Origin of the sequence: Streptomyces hokutonensis (assembly GCF_000376565.1) — a bacterium.
Classification (GTDB): Bacteria; Actinomycetota; Actinomycetes; order Streptomycetales; family Streptomycetaceae; genus Streptomyces; species Streptomyces hokutonensis.
Genome location: NZ_BARG01000001.1, coordinates 1 through 16,594 on the forward strand (window position 1 = coordinate 1; position 16,594 = coordinate 16,594).

Annotated in this window: 13 protein-coding genes and 2 tRNA genes; 3 read left to right on the top strand and 12 right to left on the bottom strand. The window is 70.9% G+C overall.

Going from position 1 to position 16,594, the window contains the following annotated elements; translation table 11 throughout:
- Positions 1 to 29: 29 nt before the first annotated feature.
- The 5 genes from SSP08S_RS00005 to leuS all read right to left on the bottom strand — a co-directional run bounded on the left by SSP08S_RS00005 (position 30) and on the right by leuS (position 8,629).
- Positions 30 to 2,576 carry a ComEC/Rec2 family competence protein gene (locus tag SSP08S_RS00005; RefSeq protein ID WP_019065517.1) on the bottom strand — a complete coding sequence of 849 codons (2,547 nt, stop codon included), beginning with the start codon at positions 2,574 to 2,576 and terminating at the stop codon, positions 30 to 32.
- Positions 2,573 to 3,757, bottom strand: coding sequence for a ComEA family DNA-binding protein (locus SSP08S_RS58885; RefSeq protein WP_078532292.1), 1,185 nt, complete (start codon positions 3,755 to 3,757; stop codon positions 2,573 to 2,575). The genes SSP08S_RS00005 and SSP08S_RS58885 overlap by 4 nt, the downstream gene beginning before the upstream one ends.
- A gap of 155 nt (positions 3,758 to 3,912) precedes the next feature.
- Positions 3,913 to 4,758, bottom strand: coding sequence for a DegV family protein (locus SSP08S_RS00015; protein WP_019065519.1), 846 nt, complete (start codon positions 4,756 to 4,758; stop codon positions 3,913 to 3,915).
- 108 nt (positions 4,759 to 4,866) lie between these two features.
- A complete protein-coding gene (locus tag SSP08S_RS00020) occupies positions 4,867 to 5,598 on the bottom strand; it encodes a hypothetical protein (protein WP_026178048.1) in 732 nt (243 codons plus the stop codon).
- Between the two features lie 151 nt (positions 5,599 to 5,749).
- Positions 5,750 to 8,629, bottom strand: coding sequence for a leucine--tRNA ligase (gene leuS, locus SSP08S_RS00025; RefSeq protein WP_019065521.1), 2,880 nt, complete (start codon positions 8,627 to 8,629; stop codon positions 5,750 to 5,752).
- 416 nt (positions 8,630 to 9,045) lie between these two features.
- On the opposite strand from leuS, the gene SSP08S_RS00030 reads away from it, so the two are divergent.
- Together SSP08S_RS00030 and SSP08S_RS00035 are read left to right on the top strand one after the other, a co-directional pair.
- Complete coding sequence (locus tag SSP08S_RS00030) at positions 9,046 to 10,383, top strand: ferric reductase-like transmembrane domain-containing protein (protein WP_174479357.1); 1,338 nt, start codon at positions 9,046 to 9,048, stop codon at positions 10,381 to 10,383.
- Positions 10,380 to 11,993 carry an NADH-quinone oxidoreductase subunit NuoF family protein gene (locus SSP08S_RS00035; RefSeq protein WP_019065523.1) on the top strand — a complete coding sequence of 538 codons (1,614 nt, stop codon included), beginning with the start codon at positions 10,380 to 10,382 and terminating at the stop codon, positions 11,991 to 11,993. The genes SSP08S_RS00030 and SSP08S_RS00035 overlap by 4 nt, the downstream gene beginning before the upstream one ends.
- Positions 11,994 to 12,118: 125 nt before the next feature.
- On the opposite strand, the gene SSP08S_RS00040 is transcribed toward SSP08S_RS00035, so the two are convergent.
- The 4 genes from SSP08S_RS00040 to SSP08S_RS00055 form a co-directional block, all read right to left on the bottom strand.
- Positions 12,119 to 12,191, bottom strand: a tRNA-Ala gene (locus SSP08S_RS00040).
- Positions 12,192 to 12,324: 133 nt separating this feature from the next.
- Positions 12,325 to 12,558 carry a hypothetical protein gene (locus tag SSP08S_RS00045; RefSeq protein WP_003976229.1) on the bottom strand — a complete coding sequence of 78 codons (234 nt, stop codon included), beginning with the start codon at positions 12,556 to 12,558 and terminating at the stop codon, positions 12,325 to 12,327.
- A 3-nt stretch (positions 12,559 to 12,561) separates the two neighbouring features.
- The gene (locus tag SSP08S_RS62435; RefSeq protein ID WP_019063265.1) at positions 12,562 to 12,735 is read right to left on the bottom strand and encodes a hypothetical protein; all 174 of its coding nucleotides are present in this window, start codon (positions 12,733 to 12,735) and stop codon (positions 12,562 to 12,564) included.
- 69 nt (positions 12,736 to 12,804) lie between these two features.
- Positions 12,805 to 14,181: an MFS transporter gene (locus tag SSP08S_RS00055; protein WP_019065524.1), complete on the bottom strand. Its 1,377-nt coding sequence runs from the start codon at positions 14,179 to 14,181 to the stop codon at positions 12,805 to 12,807.
- Positions 14,182 to 14,399: 218 nt separating this feature from the next.
- On the opposite strand from SSP08S_RS00055, the gene SSP08S_RS00060 reads away from it, so the two are divergent.
- Positions 14,400 to 15,245 carry a helix-turn-helix transcriptional regulator gene (locus tag SSP08S_RS00060; protein ID WP_026178050.1) on the top strand — a complete coding sequence of 282 codons (846 nt, stop codon included), beginning with the start codon at positions 14,400 to 14,402 and terminating at the stop codon, positions 15,243 to 15,245.
- 70 nt (positions 15,246 to 15,315) lie between these two features.
- Here the strand turns inward: SSP08S_RS00060 and SSP08S_RS00065 are convergent.
- The 3 genes from SSP08S_RS00065 to rsfS form a co-directional block, all read right to left on the bottom strand.
- Positions 15,316 to 15,388: transfer RNA gene (locus SSP08S_RS00065), tRNA-Ala, on the bottom strand.
- A 93-nt stretch (positions 15,389 to 15,481) separates the two neighbouring features.
- Positions 15,482 to 16,147: a histidine phosphatase family protein gene (locus SSP08S_RS00070; protein ID WP_019065526.1), complete on the bottom strand. Its 666-nt coding sequence runs from the start codon at positions 16,145 to 16,147 to the stop codon at positions 15,482 to 15,484.
- Positions 16,144 to 16,587 carry a ribosome silencing factor gene (gene rsfS, locus SSP08S_RS00075; protein WP_019065527.1) on the bottom strand — a complete coding sequence of 148 codons (444 nt, stop codon included), beginning with the start codon at positions 16,585 to 16,587 and terminating at the stop codon, positions 16,144 to 16,146. Before rsfS ends, SSP08S_RS00070 begins: the two co-directional genes overlap by 4 nt.
- Between the last annotated feature and the right edge of the window lie 7 nt (positions 16,588 to 16,594).

The window sequence follows — 16,594 nt, forward strand, 5'->3', positions numbered from 1 at the left end:
CCCGCCCCACCCCCTCCACCCCGCCTCCCTCAGTCCCGTGTCACCCGGAGCCCGGCTCCCTCGCCTCCCACCGCCAGCGCTCCGTCCAGGTCCGTCCGCAGTACCACCGCGCCCATCGCTCGGAGCGCCGCGACCGTACTGGGGGCCGGGTGTCCGTAGGGGTTGTCCGCACCGCAGGAGATCAGCGCGAGCCGTGGGGCAACCCTGCGCATCAGGTCCGGGTCCTGGTAGGCCGAACCGTGGTGGGCGACCTTGAGGACGTCCACGCCTCCCAGCAGTGCCGCCGCCGGTGATCTCAACAGCTCCTGCTGGGCCGGGGGTTCGAGGTCCCCGAGCAGCAGTAGCCGCAGCCCGGCCGTCCGGACGAGCAGCGTGACACTCGCGTCGTTCGGGCCGTCCTGGTCAGGTGCCGGTTCCGGTGGCGGCCACAGCACCTGCCAGGAGAGCGGACCGGCGCGTCGCTGTTCCCCGGCGGCGGCCCGGGTGATCGGGATATGCCGTTCCGCTGCCGCTCTCCGTACGAACTCGGCCTGGTCCGCGGGCTCTTCGAAGGACGTCGTCTCGATCGCGCCCACCGAGCGGCCCCGCAGCACCCCGGGCAGTCCGGCGACGTGGTCGGCGTGGAAGTGGGTCAGGACGACCAGCGGAATCCTGGTGATGCCGAGCGTACGCAGACACTGGTCGACCAGCTTCGGATCGGGTCCGGCGTCCACGACCACGCCGGTGCCCTTGCCCGCCGCGAGCACCGTCGCGTCGCCCTGTCCGACGTCGCACATCGCGAACCTCCAGTCCGGCGGCGGCCATCCCGTGATCACCCGGGTGAGCGGCGCCGGCTCGACGACGACCAGCAGGAGCAGCAACCCGCAGAGACCGCACAGCCACGGATGTCTCAGCAGCCGTCGGCCGACCAGCACGAGGACCGCGACGGCCACGGCGAGCAGCAGCGCCCCCGTCCAACTGCCCGGCCAGTCCACTCCCCCTCCGGGCAGCGCAGCGCCGGTCCTGGCCACGTCCGCGATCCACCCGGCGGGCCAACTCGCGCCCCACGCAAGGACCTTGGCCACCGGCATGAGCACCGGTGCCGTCGCCAGTGCCGCGAAGCCCAGCACCGTGGCCGGTGCGACGGCGAGCTCCGCGAGCAGGTTGCACGGCACCGCGACCAGACTGACCCGCGCCGACAGCACGGCCACGACCGGCGCGCACAGCGCCTGCGCTGCGGCAGCGGCGGCCACCGCCTCGGCCAGCCGCGGCGGAACCCGGTGCCGCCGCAGCGTCTCGCACCAGCGTGGCGCGAGCGTGAGCAGGGCTCCGGTGGCCAGCACGGAGAGCAGGAAGCCGTAACTGCGGGCCAGCCACGGGTCGTACAGCACCAGGAGCAGTACGGCCGTCGCCAGTGCCGGGATCAGTGATCTACGGCGTCCGGTCGCCAGGGCGAGCAGTGCGACGGCACCGCAGGCCGCGGCCCGCAGCACGCTCGGGTCGGGCCGGCACACGACGACGAACCCGAGGGTGAGTACTCCGCCGAGCAACGCGGTCGCCCGGAGTGAGATCCCCAGGCGCGGTGCGAGACCTCGGCGTTCCACGCGCTGGGCGAGGCCGGGCGGTCCGATGAGGAGGGCGAGCAGGATGGTCAGGTTGCTTCCGGAGACGGCGAGGGTGTGCGCGAGGTCCGTCTCCTTGAAGGCCTCGTCCAACTCCGGTGTGATGCGCGCGGTGTCACCGACGACCAGCCCCGGCAGCAGCGCCCGCGCGTCCGCCGGCAACCCGTCGGTGGCCTCACGCAGCCCGGCCCGCAACCGCCCGGCGAAACGCTGAGCTCCGGACGGCTTCCCCACCACCTCCGGGACCGGTTGGTTCCGCACCCGCAGCACGGCCGCGACCCGGTCCCCGCTGGTCAGAGGGGGCGCCAGCCGCGCGGTCACCCGTAGCCGCGTGGACGGCAGCAGCCCCAGCCAGGGCGAATGCTCCGGGCCGACGGCGCCCTCAACACTCTTGGCGCCCCCAGCGGATGAGCCCGGATCGACGATCAACAGCACCGGCGCCCGTGTCTCCACGACCGTCCCGTCCGTCTGCTCCACCCTCCGCACCTCGGCCTCGATCAGCACGGAGACCGGAGCCGCGTGATCCCCGCTGATCCGGGGCCGGGTCAACCGTGGATCGGAACCGACCTCCACCTCCGCGGTCACGGACGCGTACTGCCCCGCCAGCTCGGGCACCGGCCCGCGGCGCAGATCCGCCCCGTGCAATCCGGCGGAGGCGGCGGCTGCCGCGATGGAGAGGAGCAGGGCGGCGATCGAGGCACGGGGCCAGGAGGAGAAGGCGCGGCTGCCGACCGCCCCGCCCCGCCGTCGCGCCAGCAGAAGCGCGAGCCCAGCCACCAGTGCGGTGACCGCGACACCGGTGACCCAGGCCGGTGACGCGTCCAGCGCCAGCGCGGCTGTCGCCCAGGCGGCGAGCACGGGCGGTACGAGCCGTAGGTCTGTCGGGCCTTCCTGGTGGGGGTGCGCGGCGCCCCGCCGGTTCCCGGAGGAGGCGTGCACGGCGCGGCGGGACGAGTCGTCGTGGAGGTGGGTCATGGCCGCACCAGGTCTCGCAGATCGGCGAAGCGGCGGTCTCCGATGCCGTTGACCTGGCGCAGTTCGTCCACCGAGCGGAAACCGCCGTGCTGGGTGCGGTAGTCGATGATGTGCTGGGCCAGCACGGGGCCCACCCCCGGCAGGGTGTTGAGCTGTTCGGCAGTGCCCGTGTTGAGGGAGACCGGAGCACCTGGACCGGCCCCCACACCGGTGCCTGTCGAACCCGCCGCACCGCCCGCACCAGACACGGCGGCGGGCGCCGGCCCCCCGACGACGATCTGCTCCCCGTCCACAAGGAACCGAGCGAGGTTGAGCCCCTCGGTGTTCGTGCCCGAACGCACCCCACCCGCTTCCCGCAGCGCATCCGTCACCCGCGAACCGGCCGGGAGCCGATGAACTCCGGGTTTACGGACCTTGCCGCTGACGTCCACGACGATCTCGGCGCCGGTGGCGCCCGCCGCACTCGATACGCCCCGCGCTCCGGCCGAGGCTGGCGACGACTCGGCCCCTTTGCCCGTCGTGCTGCTCCCTTCATCGCCCCCTGTCCCGTAAGGAGCCACTGCCCGTACCACCTCCGGGGCCCGTACGGGCTGGGTCCGGCCCACCCAGAAGTGCTGTACGGCGAAGACCGCGGCCACCACGAACAGCACACCGAGCGCCACCACGCTCCGCCGCTCCAGCCCGCACCGCGTCTGCACCCACACCGGCATCCGCTCCCGCAGAGCCGCCCCGGCCCGCTCGCGCCAGGCCCCTACCGCGCGGTCGTCCCCGACATAGGCCTCCGCGACACCGGCCTCCCCAACACCGTCGAAGTCTCCGACGTCTCCGCCCCTTGCGGGCCCCGCAGAGGGCTCCTCGCCCCCTCCGCCGTACAGGACGTCAGCTCCCGGCCCAACACCCACCGGCACACCCATCCGAACCGGCGCCCGGGCCGCCACCCACTCCCCCGGCGCCGGATCCCCCCGCTCCTCCCCCGGCGGCCCGTTCCCCAACTCCCGCCGTTCCCCTACTCGTTCGGCGAAGAGGAGTTCCGCGCGTCGCCGGAGTTCGTCCGCCGAGGCCTGGCGGTGTGCCCGGCCTCGGGTCGGCGCGCGGCGATGGCGGGTGCGACCGTCCGAGGACGGGGCGCGGCCCGGGCCGCTGGTCGCGGTGGCTGTGTGTGAGCGTGATCGAAGTGCCATGCGCCGAGGATCGGGCATCTCGCCACTTCGCGATGATCTTGGTCAATTCCCGGGGACGGCAGCCCAGTTGTGGATAACTCCGTCACCCGCACGAGTTACCAGCCCCGCCGATCACCGGCCCCGACGAACATCCCGCACGCCACGGACGGCAACCGTCACCGCGGCGAAACCACAGCCCCCAACAACCCGGGCCCGGTATGCGCCCCGATCACCGCCCCGACCTCGCTCACATGCAGATCGGCCAGCCCCGGCACCCGTACCCGGAGCCGCTCCGCGAGGGCCTCCGCGCGCTCGGGTGCGGAGAGATGGTGGACGGCGATGTCGACCTGCGCGCTGCCCGCCCGCTCGGCCACGATCTCCTCGAGGCGGGCGATCGCCTTCGATGCCGTCCGGACCTTCTCCAGGGGTTCGATGCGCCCGCCCTCCAGCTGGAGCAGCGGTTTCACGGCGAGCGCGGAGCCCAGCAGGGCCTGGGCCGCGCCGATGCGGCCGCCCCGGCGCAGATAGTCGAGGGTGTCGACGTAGAAGTAGGCGGAGGTGCCCGCGGCCCGTTTCTCGGCGGCCGTGACCGCCTCGTCGATCGTGCCGCCCGCCTCCGCGGTCTCGGCCGCGGCGAGTGCGCAGAAGCCGAGTGCCATCGCGATCATGCCGGTGTCCACGACCCGCACGGGTACCGGTGCCTCGCGGGCGGCGAGGACCGCCGCGTCGTAGGTGCCCGAGAGTTCGGCGGAGAGGTGGAGGGAGACGATGCCGGTGGCGCCGGACTCGGCGACCCTGCGGTAGGTCTCGGCGAAGAGCTGGGGGCTGGGCCGCGAGGTGGTGACCGGGCGTCGCTTCTGGAGGGCCAGGGCCAGGGAGCGGGTGGAGATCTCGGTGCCCTCTTCGAATGCCCGGTCGCCGAGGACCACGGTCAGCGGCACCGCTGTGATGCCGTGGCGCTCCATCGTCAGCGGCGGCAGGTAGGCCGTTGAATCGGTGACGATCGCGACATGGCGGGACATGAGCTGGAGGTTACCTGCCGTAGCGGCCGGGCGGCAGCCCGACCCCTTTCACCTGGGCCGGAACCGGCCGGATCACACCGTGCCGCACGCTCGGACGGTACCGCCCGGTCAAGTCGTGCTCTCGGGGCGGGGTTTCTTCTGCCAGGGGTAGCCGGTACGCCGTGTCGGCGGGGTGATGGCGGAGGGGGTGGGCTCGTCGGCGGCGGGGCGGGAGCGCGGGGTCTCGGGCCAGGTCTGGTGGGCCGTGGTGGCGTCGGCGGCCGGGGCGTCGGGCCACGGGGGTGGCGCGTGCTCCGACTTCGTCCAGTGCCGCAGGGCTCCTGCCTCCACGTCTATCTGGGCGCTCAGTGCGTCGAGGTCGTCCTCCGCGAAGCGGCCGGCGCGGTCGCGGGCGGCCCAGCGCAGGGAGTCGGCCGATTTCGTGATGCGCTCGGTGCGCTCGCGCAGGGCGGGCAGCCGCTCGGCGAGCGTTCTGCGGTCCGGCTCGGACTCCAGGCGTTTGAGTTCGCCGTCGAGTTCGCGGCCGTGTGCGCTGAGCCGTTGGAAGAGGCCGAGGGATTCCTTCAGGGACTCGTCCTCGGTCACGCCCGCGTGCAGCGCGTCCTGGGTCGCGCGCATCGATGTGCGCAGCGCGAGCCGCAGTTGGGCCACCTGTCCCTGGGGGCCGGGCTGGGCAAGGGACTTGGCGCGCAGGGTGTGGTCCTCGACCGAGCGCCGGGCCTGCGCGACCGTACGGTCGACGCCTCGCTTGGCCGCGCCCACCGCCTTGACCGCCGCATAGCCGCCCGCGACGACGAACAGCAGGAAGAGAAGGGCGAAGACTGCGATCACGGCTTCCAACGCTCCTCCACCGGCTCCGGGCGGCACACGCCGCGCCGCTCTTCAACGGTAAACGCAACGGGCAGGTCCGGAGTTCCAGAAGAACCCCGAACCTGCCCGTAGGGGACTACCCCGAGGCGCCGCCCCCGGACGGCCCCAGCGCTGTGCAGAACTACGCCGGAACGATGTTGACCAGCTTCGGCGCCCGCACGATGACCTTGCGGATGCCCGCGCCGTCCAGCGCGGCGACGACCTTCTCGTCGGCCAGCGCGACCTTCTCCAGCTCGGCGTCGGAGATCGTCGGCGGGACCTCCAGGCGTGCCTTGACCTTGCCCTTGATCTGCACGACGCAGGTCACGCTCTCGTCGACGACGTACGCCGGGTCGGCCACGGGGAAGTCCTGGTGGACCACCGTGTCGGTGCGGCCCAGCTTGCGCCACAGTTCCTCGGCGACGTGCGGGGCCAGCGGCGCGATCAGCAGGACCAGGGACTCGGCGACGGAACGCGGCACCGCGCCGCCCGCCTTGGTCAGGAAGTTGTTCAGCTCGGTGACCTTGGCGATCGCCGTGTTGAACCGCAGACCCTCCAGGTCCTGGCGCACCCCGTCGATCGCCTTGTGCAGGGCACGCAGCGTCTCCTCGTCGGGCTCGGTGTCGACGACCGTGACCTCGCCGGTCGTCTCGTCGACGACGTTGCGCCACAGCCGCTGCAGCAGCCGGTACTGGCCCACCACCGCGCGCGTGTCCCACGGCCGGGACACGTCCAAGGGGCCCATGGCCATCTCGTACAGGCGCAGGGTGTCGGCGCCGTACTCCTCGCAGATCTCGTCCGGAGTGACCGCGTTCTTCAGGGACTTGCCCATCTTGCCCAGCAGCCGGGAGACCTTCTCGCCCTGGTAGTAGTACTCGCCGCCCAGTTCCTCGACCTCGGCGGCCGGCACGGGGAAGCCTCGGCTGTCCCGGTAGACGTAGGCCTGGATCATGCCCTGGTTGAACAGTTTGTGGAACGGCTCCGGGGACGAGATGTGCCCCAGGTCGAACAGCACCTTGGACCAGAACCGCGCGTACAGCAGGTGCAGTACGGCGTGTTCGGCGCCGCCGACGTACAGGTCGACGCCGCCGTGCGGCATGCCCGCGCGGGGGCCCATCCAGTACTGCTCGATGGCCGGGTCGACCAGCTTCTGGTCGTTGTGCGGGTCCAGGTAGCGCAGTTCGTACCAGCAGGAACCGGCCCAGTTGGGCATGGTGTTGGTCTCGCGGCGGTACTTCCGGGGGCCGCGTCCGTCGCCCAGGTCCAGGGTGACGTTCACCCAGTCCTCGTTGCGGGACAGGGGCGTCTCCGGGGACGTGTTGGCGTCGTCCGGGTCGAAGGTGCGCGGCGAGTAGTCCTCGACCTCCGGCAGCTCCAGGGGCAGCATCGACTCGGGCAGCGAGTGCGCGACGCCGTCCTCGTCGTAGACGATCGGGAAGGGCTCGCCCCAGTAGCGCTGGCGGCTGAACAGCCAGTCGCGCAGGCGGAAGTTGACGGTGCCTTCGCCGATGCCCTTGCGGGCCAGCCACTCGGTGATGCGGGCCTTGGCCTCGGCGACGGGCAGGCCGTCCAGGGAGATGTCCTCGTTCGAGGAGTTGATGATCTTCGCGTCGTAGGACCCGAAGGCGTTCTCCCAGGTGGACGTGTCGGTGCCGCGGCCGTCGGTGGGCTCGACGATGCAGGTGATCGGCAGCTCGAAGGCGCGCGCGAAGTCGAAGTCGCGCTGGTCGCCCGCGGGGACGGCCATGATCGCGCCGGTGCCGTAGCCCATCAGTACGTAGTCGGCGATGAAGACGGGGATGCGGTCGCCGTTGACCGGGTTGGTGGCGAACGCGCCGGTGAAGACACCGGTCTTGTCCTTGGCCTCGGCCTGCCGCTCCACGTCGGACTTGGTGCCGGCCTGCGCGCGGTAGGCGGCGACGGCCTCCCCCGGGGTGGCGTGCGAGCCGGTCCACACGTCGTGGGTGCCCTCGGGCCAGGTGGCGGGGGTGAACTTGTCGACCAGCGGGTGTTCGGGCGCCAGCACCATGTAGGTCGCGCCGAACAGGGTGTCGGGGCGGGTGGTGAAGACGGTGATGTTCTCGCCGTCGACGGGGAAGTCGACGCGGGCGCCCTCGGAGCGGCCGATCCAGTTGCGCTGCTGCAGCTTGATGGCCTCGGGCCAGTCCAGCTCCTCCAGGTCGGACAGCAGCCGGTCGGCGTAGGCGGTGATGCGCATGTTCCACTGGCGCAGCTTGGCCTTGAAGACGGGGAAGTTGCCGCGCTCGGAGCGGCCGTCGGCGGTGACCTCCTCGTTGGCCAGGACCGTGCCCAGGCCGGGGCACCAGTTGACGGGCGCGTCGGAGGCGTAGGCCAGGCGGAACTCGCTCAGGACGTCGGCGCGTTCGGTGGCGGTCAGCTCCGGCCACGCGCGCGTGTGGCCCGGTACGGCACGCTCACCGGTCTCGAACTGGGCGATCAGCTCGGCGATCGGGCGGGCCTTGTCGGCCTCGTCGTCGTACCAGGAGTTGAAGATCTGCAGGAAGATCCACTGGGTCCACTTGTAGTACTCCGGGTCGATCGTGGCGAACGACCGGCGCTTGTCGTGGCCCAGGCCCAGGGCGCGCAGCTGGACCTTCATGTTCTCGATGTTGGCCTCGGTGGACACGCGCGGGTGCGTGCCGGTCTGCACGGCGTACTGCTCGGCGGGCAGGCCGAAGGCGTCGAAGCCCAGGGTGTGCAGCACGTTGTGCCCGGTCATCCGCTGGAACCGGGCGAAGACATCGGTGGCGATGTAGCCCAGGGGGTGGCCGACGTGCAGGCCCGCACCGGAGGGGTACGGGAACATGTCCATGATGAACTTCTTGGGGCGCGCGGCCAGTTCGGGGTCGCCGGCCAGGTCACCGCTCGGGTTCGGGGCCTCGTAGGTGCCCTCGGCGTCCCAGAAGTCCTGCCAGCGTGCCTCGATGTCCGCGGCCATGGCGGCCGTGTAGCGGTGCGGCGCGACCACCTCGGCGGCGGCAGCGGGGTTCGTCTCGCTCATGATCCTCAAAGCTCCATCGATCGTCTCTGCCAGCGGCTGCGACATTCAAGAAACGAAAAATCCCCTCGCACAGGAGGGGACGCCGCGCCGATTCCGACCTCACCGTTCACCGGTGGTCGGGACTGATCAGCGCGGCTCGCTAAGCAGAAGGCGTACGGCACGCATGGCATGAGGGTACCGCAGCGCTTGAGCACAACGCGACGCGCTTCCGTATCACCCTTGGCACCCTGACCGCACCGGCATGCACTGAACCAAGTTCAAGGACTACCTTCGCGTACCACCCACTACGGGACATCACAGCAAGCGCATTGTCGTTTGATAACAACGCAATAACTCAAACCTCGTACCCACCGGTATGGAGCCACTTAGAGTTCGGCAGCGGGACCGCTTTCCCGATACTGCTCGGAGTTGCCCCCATGAACACTCGTCGTAGTACCAGTTCGCTCCCCAAGCCGGGCCGTTCGGCCTATGGCGTGGTGAGCCTCGTCGTCCTGCTCTTCATACCCGTGTTCGTGCTGCTCGGAGGCAGCCAGGTACAGGACTTCCTCAACTTCGGCGCGGGCGTTCTCTCGCTCGTGTCGCTCACCTGCTCGGTCATCTGGGGCCTCGTCGCCCAGGACCGGGTCGTCCTCAACATCCGCCAGCGGATCGTGGCCCAGGGCATCCACCGGGTGACCGCCGTCGGTTCGATCGCGTTCCTCGTGATTCACATCACGGTCAAGCTGGCGCTCGACCACACCGTCCTGATCGCCGCGCTGATCCCGTTCAGCCTCGGCGTGAGGGGCAGCGCCGGGCTCATCGGCCTCGGCTCCCTGGCCGGCCTGCTGATGATCTTCGTGGGCATCACCGGAGCCCTGCGCAACCAGTTCGCGTCCCCGGCGCCGGTGGCCGCCCGCTGGCGCGCGATGCACATGCTGGCCTACCCGGCCTGGTGCGCGGCGCTGGTCCACGGCCTGTTCGCGGGCCGCGCGGCGAAGCCGTTCTTCATGATCTCGTACGAGCTGTGCCTGGTCGGGGTCGCCGCGGCCCTCGCCCTGCGCTCGGCGCCCCGCCCGTTCAAGCGGAAGTTCGCCGACAAGATCGCCATGCTCCTGGGCAACGAGGAGCGGCCGGGTCTCGACGAACTCGACGCGAGCCGGGGCCGCGTGGCCGAGTCCGCGCTGCCGGGCTACGAGAGCCGCCGTCCGGCCGAGGGCCGACGCGCCGCGCAGCAGCCCTCGTTCACCGAGACCGGCTCGATGCCGCGTGTGGACCCGGCCGCCGCTCAGTACGAGACGAGGTCCATGACCCCGGTCGCCGACACGAACGGCTTCGCGGCCGCCTACCGCACCGCCACACCGGAGTCCACCGGCCAGATGCCGTACATCACCGACCAGACCTCCCGCACGAACGTGCCGATGGACATGCAGAACACGCAGGCGGTCCCCCGCGCGGACAACGGCGGCAGCACCTCGGGCAGCTGGCCGGTCCCGTCACCGCCGCCGGTCGGCGAGGCGCCCCCGTCGGCCTACGACCCGCTCCAGGACACCGGGTACAACATCCCGACGTACAACAACAATTCGGGCGCGGGCGGGTACGGCGACGGATACGTGTACCCCACCGGTGAGTCGAATGGGGCTTCCGGTACGTACAACTCTGGTGACACGTACAACAGCGGTCCCGCCACTGATCAAACGCCCAACGCGTCGTACGACTTCGACGCGCAGGGCGGCTCGGGCGAACCTTGGAACACGCCTTCCGGAGGCTATAGGTGAACGAGGCCCTGCCCGACGTCCCAGAAGTCCGCGTCGTCGGGCTTCCACAGCTCACGTCGGGCTTCGACCTTGTCGAGAGACTCGACCTGCCCATGCACCTCAAGGTGCACGGGCCGCTCGAACCCATGGGCGGGGAGCAGCTCGCGAAGCTCTCCGAGGCGATCAACCTGAAGGGGCGCGGCGGCGCGGGCTTCCCCTTCCACAAAAAGCTGCGGTCGGTCGCCGAAGCGGCGATCAAGCGCGGTGTACGGCCGGTCGTCGTCGTCAACGGCAGTGAGGACGAACCCGCCTGCCGCAAGGACACGGTGCTCATCAACCGTGCCCCGCATCTCATCCTGGACGGCGCCCTCCTGGTCGCCGAGGCCCTGGGTGCCCGCACGCTCGTGGTGGGGGTCACCCGTGAGTCGACGCAGCGCTCCATGGAGGCCGCGCTCTCGGAGCGCGGCCTGAGCAACACCCGCCGTTCGGCGCTGAAGGCGTTCGTCCAGCGCAACCCGGTCCGCATGGTCACCGGCGCCGCCGCGTCGCTGATCCGCTCGATCGACGGCGGCCCGGCGATCCCGCCCGGCCGCAAGGTCAGCGCCTCCCAGAACGGCGTCGGCGGCGCCCCGACCCTGCTCTCCAACGCCGAGACCTTCGCCCAACTCGCCATCGCCGCCCGCATCGGCCCCGAGCGCTACGGCAACACCGGCCTCTACGACGAGCCCGGCACCGTCATGCTCACGGTCTCCGGGGCGGTCGCGCGCCCCATGGTGCTCGAGGTCCCCACGGGTGTGCCGCTGCGCTACGTCCTGCAGCTGGCCGGTGCCCCGCCGGTCCCCCAGGGTGTGCTGACGGGCGGTTACCACGGCAAGTGGATCGACGCGGCGACGGTCAACGAGGCGATCGTCTCCCGCAACTCCCTGGACGCGGTGGGCGGTGCGCTCGGCGCGGGCGCCATCATGCCGATCACCCAGGAGACCTGCCCCCTGGGTGAATCGCTTCGGGTGGCCCAGTGGCTGGCCGACGAGAGCGCGGGACAGTGCGGTCCCTGCTACCTCGGTCTGCCCGCCGCCGCGCGCGGCATGGAGGACATCCTCAACGGCGGCGGCCCGGCCGCCCTGGAGGCGCTGAAGCAGGTCGCCAAGGCCGTGAAGCGGCGCGGCGCGTGCTCGCACCCGGACGGCTCCGCGATGTTCCTGGAATCGACCATCAAGGCGTTCACGGACGACCTCGCCGCCCATGTCCTCGGAAACGGCTGCGGAAGGCCCGTGGAGGGCGTTCTGCCGCTCTTCGAGGGCGGCCAGCTCCCCGCGGGCATCACGAGCGGTGCGGAGGCCGAGGACAACGGCCCCAGCCGTCAGAAGATCTACGTCGACTGGACGCTGTGCCGGGGCCACGGTCTGTGCGCGGACATCCTCCCGGAGGTCTTCGAACTCGGCGCCGACGGCTTCCCCACCGTCGCGCAGGCCCAGGTGCCGCGTTACGCGGAGGCGAAGGCGCTCCGCGCGGTGCGCCGCTGCCCGGCGCTGGCCCTGCGCCTGGAGGAGGAGACGGCACGGGACAAGGGGCCCGCGCGCAACCTGCCGGTCCTCTCTCAGGGCCGCGGCCGGCGGGCACTGGGCCGCTGAGCACACGGACGGCGGGCCGCCCTCTTCTCAAGAAGGGGCGGCCCGCCGCTCCATGAGCTGCGTCAACTCCCCCTGGACACACCGAAGGCGGGTCATCCTGTGGGATGACCCGCCTTCGACTTCTGTGGAGCTAAGGAGAATTGAACTCCTGACCTCCTGCATGCCATGCAGGCGCTCTACCAACTGAGCTATAGCCCCTTGCGGTGTGCTACCGGGTCTCCCCGGCGGCGACGCCAACATTACCGGTCGACCCGGTGCACCACCAAATCGTTTCCGTCGCCCCGTCCGTGACCGTGATCGCCGGGACCTCCTCGCGGGGTCCCGGCCCGAGTCAAGCGGTGACGAACGAATAGAACCGTTTCAAAGTGCAGTGCTCTTCGAGGAGTCGGCCGTAGATCGGCTCGCCCTCGAGTTCGCGGTACGTCTCGATCGGATCGCCTTTTATGATCAGCGCCCGCGCGCACTCCTCGCACCAGTACTGGTAGTCGGGATTCACCGGTTCCATGTCACGGACGATCGGCGTCCCACTGCCGCACCAGTCGCACTTTCGCCTGTGTGCACCCATCGATCAGCTCCAGCTGTGGCCGCAGGCCGTGCACACGTAGGAAACTCCGCCGTTGTCACCGAGGACTTGGGCCACGTGGGCGGAACCGCAGGAAGGGCAGCTCAGGCGGGTGATCGTATCTCGTATCAACGCCGCATCGAAGAGGTGGTCGACCTCCTCGATGATGCTCGCAGGCATCGCTACTCCCTCCCGTCGGGCCGCGCCCCCTTCCGGCCGTTTGATTCTGCCACGGCCGGACCAATACGGTCAGCGACGCCTCAGTACCAGTCCGGACACGGCACCCACCGCGGCCGTCCCCGCCAGCGCGAACATGCACGCCAAAAGCGCCTTCGCAGAGGTATACGCCCCCGGGGCCCCAAGTGACTCAAGCCGGTTCAAGAACAGTGTGCCGAAAACCGCGACCCCGAGCAGCTGACCCAGCTGCGCGACCGAGGAGAGCAGACCGCTGGCGTCCGCCGCGTCCTCGGGCCGCACGGTGGCCAGGGCCCGGGTCAGCGTCGGACCGAAGGCGAGCGCGAGCCCGGCCCCCACGCCGACGTACGCCACGTACAGTACGGCCCCGCCGCGATCGCCGCCTTCGAACGCCAGGCCGACTCCCAGGACGGACGGGATCGTGATCACGAACCCGAGCGGGGTCAGCGCCCGCTGCCAGGCCGCCGGCCACCTGCGCCAGGTGAGACCGACCACTCCGAAGACGACCGCCGTCGGCGCGAAGGTGAGGCCGGCGCGCAACGCGCTGAAACCGAGGCCTCCTTGGACGTGCAGGGTGAGCGCGAACAGGAAACCGCCGTTGACGGCCATGACCGCCAGGATCCGGAAGACGGCCAGCCCCATGCCGGGGTGACGAAGCACACGCGGTGCGATCAGCGGGGCGCCACCGCGCCGCGCGAGCCGGGACTCGTAGCCGCAGAACGACGCGAAGAGCGCCGCCGCCGCGGCCAGCGACAGCCAGGACCACAGCGGCCAGTCCTCCTGCTGCCCGAGCACCAGCGGCACCGTGAGCAGCGCGACGGACAGGGCGAGCAGCACCAGCCCCGGCAGATCGAGGGCCCGCGTCCGCTCGGGCTCCGACGGCCCGCCCTTCGGCAGCACGCGCCTGCCGACGAGCAGAAGTACGACGCCCACCGGCACGTTGACGAGGAACACCGGCCGCCAGCCGGTGCCGAAGAGGTCGGCGCTGACGAGGAGGCCGCCGACGATCTGCCCGGCCGCGGCGCCGACCGCGACGACCGCCGAGTACATGCTCAGCGCCCGCACCCGGGCCTCGCCGGTGAAGGTGCGCTGGATCAGGCTGAGCACCTGAGGGATCATCAGCGCCGAGCCGGAGCCCTGGACCAGCCGGAACACGATCAGCTCGGTGGAGCCTTGCGCCAGGCCGCAGGCGAGCGAGGCGGCGGTGAAGAGCGCGAGCCCGGCGAGGTGGACCCGGGCGTGGCCGAGCCGGTCGCCGAGCCGGGCGCCGGTGATCAGCAGCACCGAGTACGTGATGGTGTAGCCGGCGATCACCAGCTGCAAGTCGGCGCCGGACGCGTTGAGTTCGGTGCCGATGGTGGGGGCGGCGACGTTCACGATGAACACGTCCAGCAGCGCCATGAACATGGCCGCGAGCAGGACCGCGAGCATCGGCCCACGGCGATTGTCAGTGCCGGGGTCTTTACTGGTGGCAGGACTTGGAACGGGTGCGGAATCCGGTCCCGTCAAGGGTGTTGTCGTCATGCCGTCGAGCGTGGGGGCGCTCCGGTACGGGTGCCGAGAGCCCGCTGATGCTGGTACTGGCAGCACCTGGCAGGGGCCGGGTCGGGCGTCGAACATGGGGGATGTGACGTATGGGGGATGTGACGATGGGGACGACACAGCGCCGCCGGCCTGAGCTGGCCGCGTTTCTGCGCAGCAGGCGCGCCAGGGTGACACCGCACGACGTCGGCATGCCGCCGGGCTTCCGCCGGCGTACGCCGGGGCTGCGCCGCGAGGAGGTCGCCCAGCTCTCCGGAGTGGGCGTCACCTGGTACACGTGGCTCGAACAGGGGCGTCCGATCAACGCGTCGGCGCAGGTCCTGGACGCCGTGGCGCGCACGCTCCGGCTCGACGCGCCGGAGCGGGAGCATCTGTACCACCTGGCCGAGGTGCCGTACGCGCATCCTCCTGAAGTGCTCGCGCAGGCGGTGGGGCCGGAGATCCAGGGCATCCTCGACGCCCTCGAGCCACGCCCGGCGGTGGTCTACAACTCACGGTTCGACATCCTGGCCGCCAACTCCGTCTACCGGACCCTGGTCGGGATCGAACCGCCGTCGGACGGCTCGGTGCCCAACGCGCTGTGGAGGCTGTTCGCGGTGCCGGAGGCGGAGTCGCCGCTGATGTTCCGGGAGACCGAACTGCCGGTGATGGTGGCGATGCTGCGCTCGGCCTACGGACTGCATACCGGGGAGCCCGCCTGGGAGGAGTTCATACGCCGGCTGTCGGCGGCGAGCCCGCTCTTCATGCGGTTGTGGAGAAGCGGGGACGTAGCGGAGCCGGGGCGGCGGGTGAAGACGTTCCGGCACGAGGAGGTGGGCGAGATCCGGATGACCTCGGTGTCGTTGTCGGTCAACGGCATGCCGGAATGCCGGATCGTCGTCTACACCCCGGCCGACGAGGAGACCCGGCGGCGCACGGAGACGCTGACAGCGACGAAAAAATCCCACCCCTGAAAGGGATGGGATCTCATCGACTCGATCATGGACGACTCTCGATCCTTGACAACTCAAGAGTGTCGAACTGTGGAGCTAAGGAGAATTGAACTCCTGACCTCCTGCATGCCATGCAGGCGCTCTACCAACTGAGCTATAGCCCCTTGTGTTCTTCCCGCTCGGCGGGCGAACAAGAAGAACTTTAGCCTGCGACCTGCCGGAAAGTGAAATCCGGGGTCGGGGCCCTGGAGGGCCGCTCAGTCGTCGTCGCCGAGCACCGGTTCCGGGAGCGTGCCGGCGTTGTGTTCCAGCAGGCGCCAGCCGCGGGCGCCCTCGCCGAGCACGGACCAGCAGCAGTTGGAGAGGCCGCCGAGACTCTCCCAGTGCGGGGACTCCAGACCGAGGAGCCGTCCGATGGTGGTGCGGATCGTGCCGCCGTGGCTGACCACCACGAGGGTGCCGTCCTCGGGCAGCTTCTCGGCGTGCCGCAGCACGACGGGGGCGGCCCGGTCGGCGACCTCGGTCTCCAGTTCGCCGCCGCCGCGGCGCACCGGTTCCCCGCGCTTCCACGCGGCGTACTCCTCGCCGTGGCGGGCGATGATCTCCTCGTGCGTCAGCCCCTGCCAGACGCCCGCGTAGGTCTCCCGCAGGCCCTCGTCGTGGGTGACGTCGAGCTCGGTGAGGGCGGCCAGCTCGGCGGCCGTGTTCGCCGCCCGCTTCAGGTCGGAGGCGACGATCGCGTCGGGCTTGAGGGAGGCCAGCAGCCGGGCGGCCCTGCGGGCCTGGCCGACACCGGTCTCGGTGAGCTCGACGTCCGTGGTGCCCTGGAAGCGGCGCTCCACGTTCCAGGCGGTCTGGCCGTGCCGCCACAGGATGACGCGGCGGCCCCGGCCCGCCTTGCGGCCGTCCGCGCCGGCGCTCACCGCACCTCCCCGAACTCGGAGGCGTCCTCCTCGGCCTGCAGCTTGGCGTGCTCGGCGGCCTTGCCGCGGGTCTGCTGCGCGTCGGCGGGGAGGTCCAGCTCGGGGCAGTCCTTCCACAGCCGCTCCAGGGCGTAGAAGACGCGCTCCTCGCTGTGCTGGACGTGGACGACGATGTCGACGTAGTCGAGCAGGATCCAGCGGGCGTCACGGTCGCCCTCGCGGCGCACCGGCTTGGCGCCGAGCTCCTTGCTGAGCCGCTCCTCGATCTCGTCGACGATCGACTTGACCTGACGGTCGTTGGGAGCGGAGGCCAGCAGGAAGGCGTCCGTGATCGACAGCACGTCGCTGACGTCGTAGGCGATGATGTCGTGCGCGAGCTTGTCGGCGGCCGCCTGGGCGGCGGCGGAGATGAGCTCGATGGAGCGGTCAGTGGCGGTCACTACGCGG

Coding starts and splice junctions, on each gene's coding strand:
- SSP08S_RS00045 (WP_003976229.1), bottom strand. CDS start 12,558: ATGGGTGCACACAGGCGAAAGTGCGACTGGTGCGGCAGTGGGACGCCG.
- SSP08S_RS00005 (WP_019065517.1), bottom strand. CDS start 2,576: ATGACCCACCTCCACGACGACTCGTCCCGCCGCGCCGTGCACGCCTCC.
- SSP08S_RS00055 (WP_019065524.1), bottom strand. CDS start 14,181: ATGCTCGCGGTCCTGCTCGCGGCCATGTTCATGGCGCTGCTGGACGTG.
- SSP08S_RS58885 (WP_078532292.1), bottom strand. CDS start 3,757: ATGGCACTTCGATCACGCTCACACACAGCCACCGCGACCAGCGGCCCG.
- SSP08S_RS00030 (WP_174479357.1), top strand. CDS start 9,046: ATGAACACTCGTCGTAGTACCAGTTCGCTCCCCAAGCCGGGCCGTTCG.
- SSP08S_RS62435 (WP_019063265.1), bottom strand. CDS start 12,735: ATGCCTGCGAGCATCATCGAGGAGGTCGACCACCTCTTCGATGCGGCG.
- leuS (WP_019065521.1), bottom strand. CDS start 8,629: ATGAGCGAGACGAACCCCGCTGCCGCCGCCGAGGTGGTCGCGCCGCAC.
- SSP08S_RS00060 (WP_026178050.1), top strand. CDS start 14,400: ATGGGGACGACACAGCGCCGCCGGCCTGAGCTGGCCGCGTTTCTGCGC.
- SSP08S_RS00015 (WP_019065519.1), bottom strand. CDS start 4,758: ATGTCCCGCCATGTCGCGATCGTCACCGATTCAACGGCCTACCTGCCG.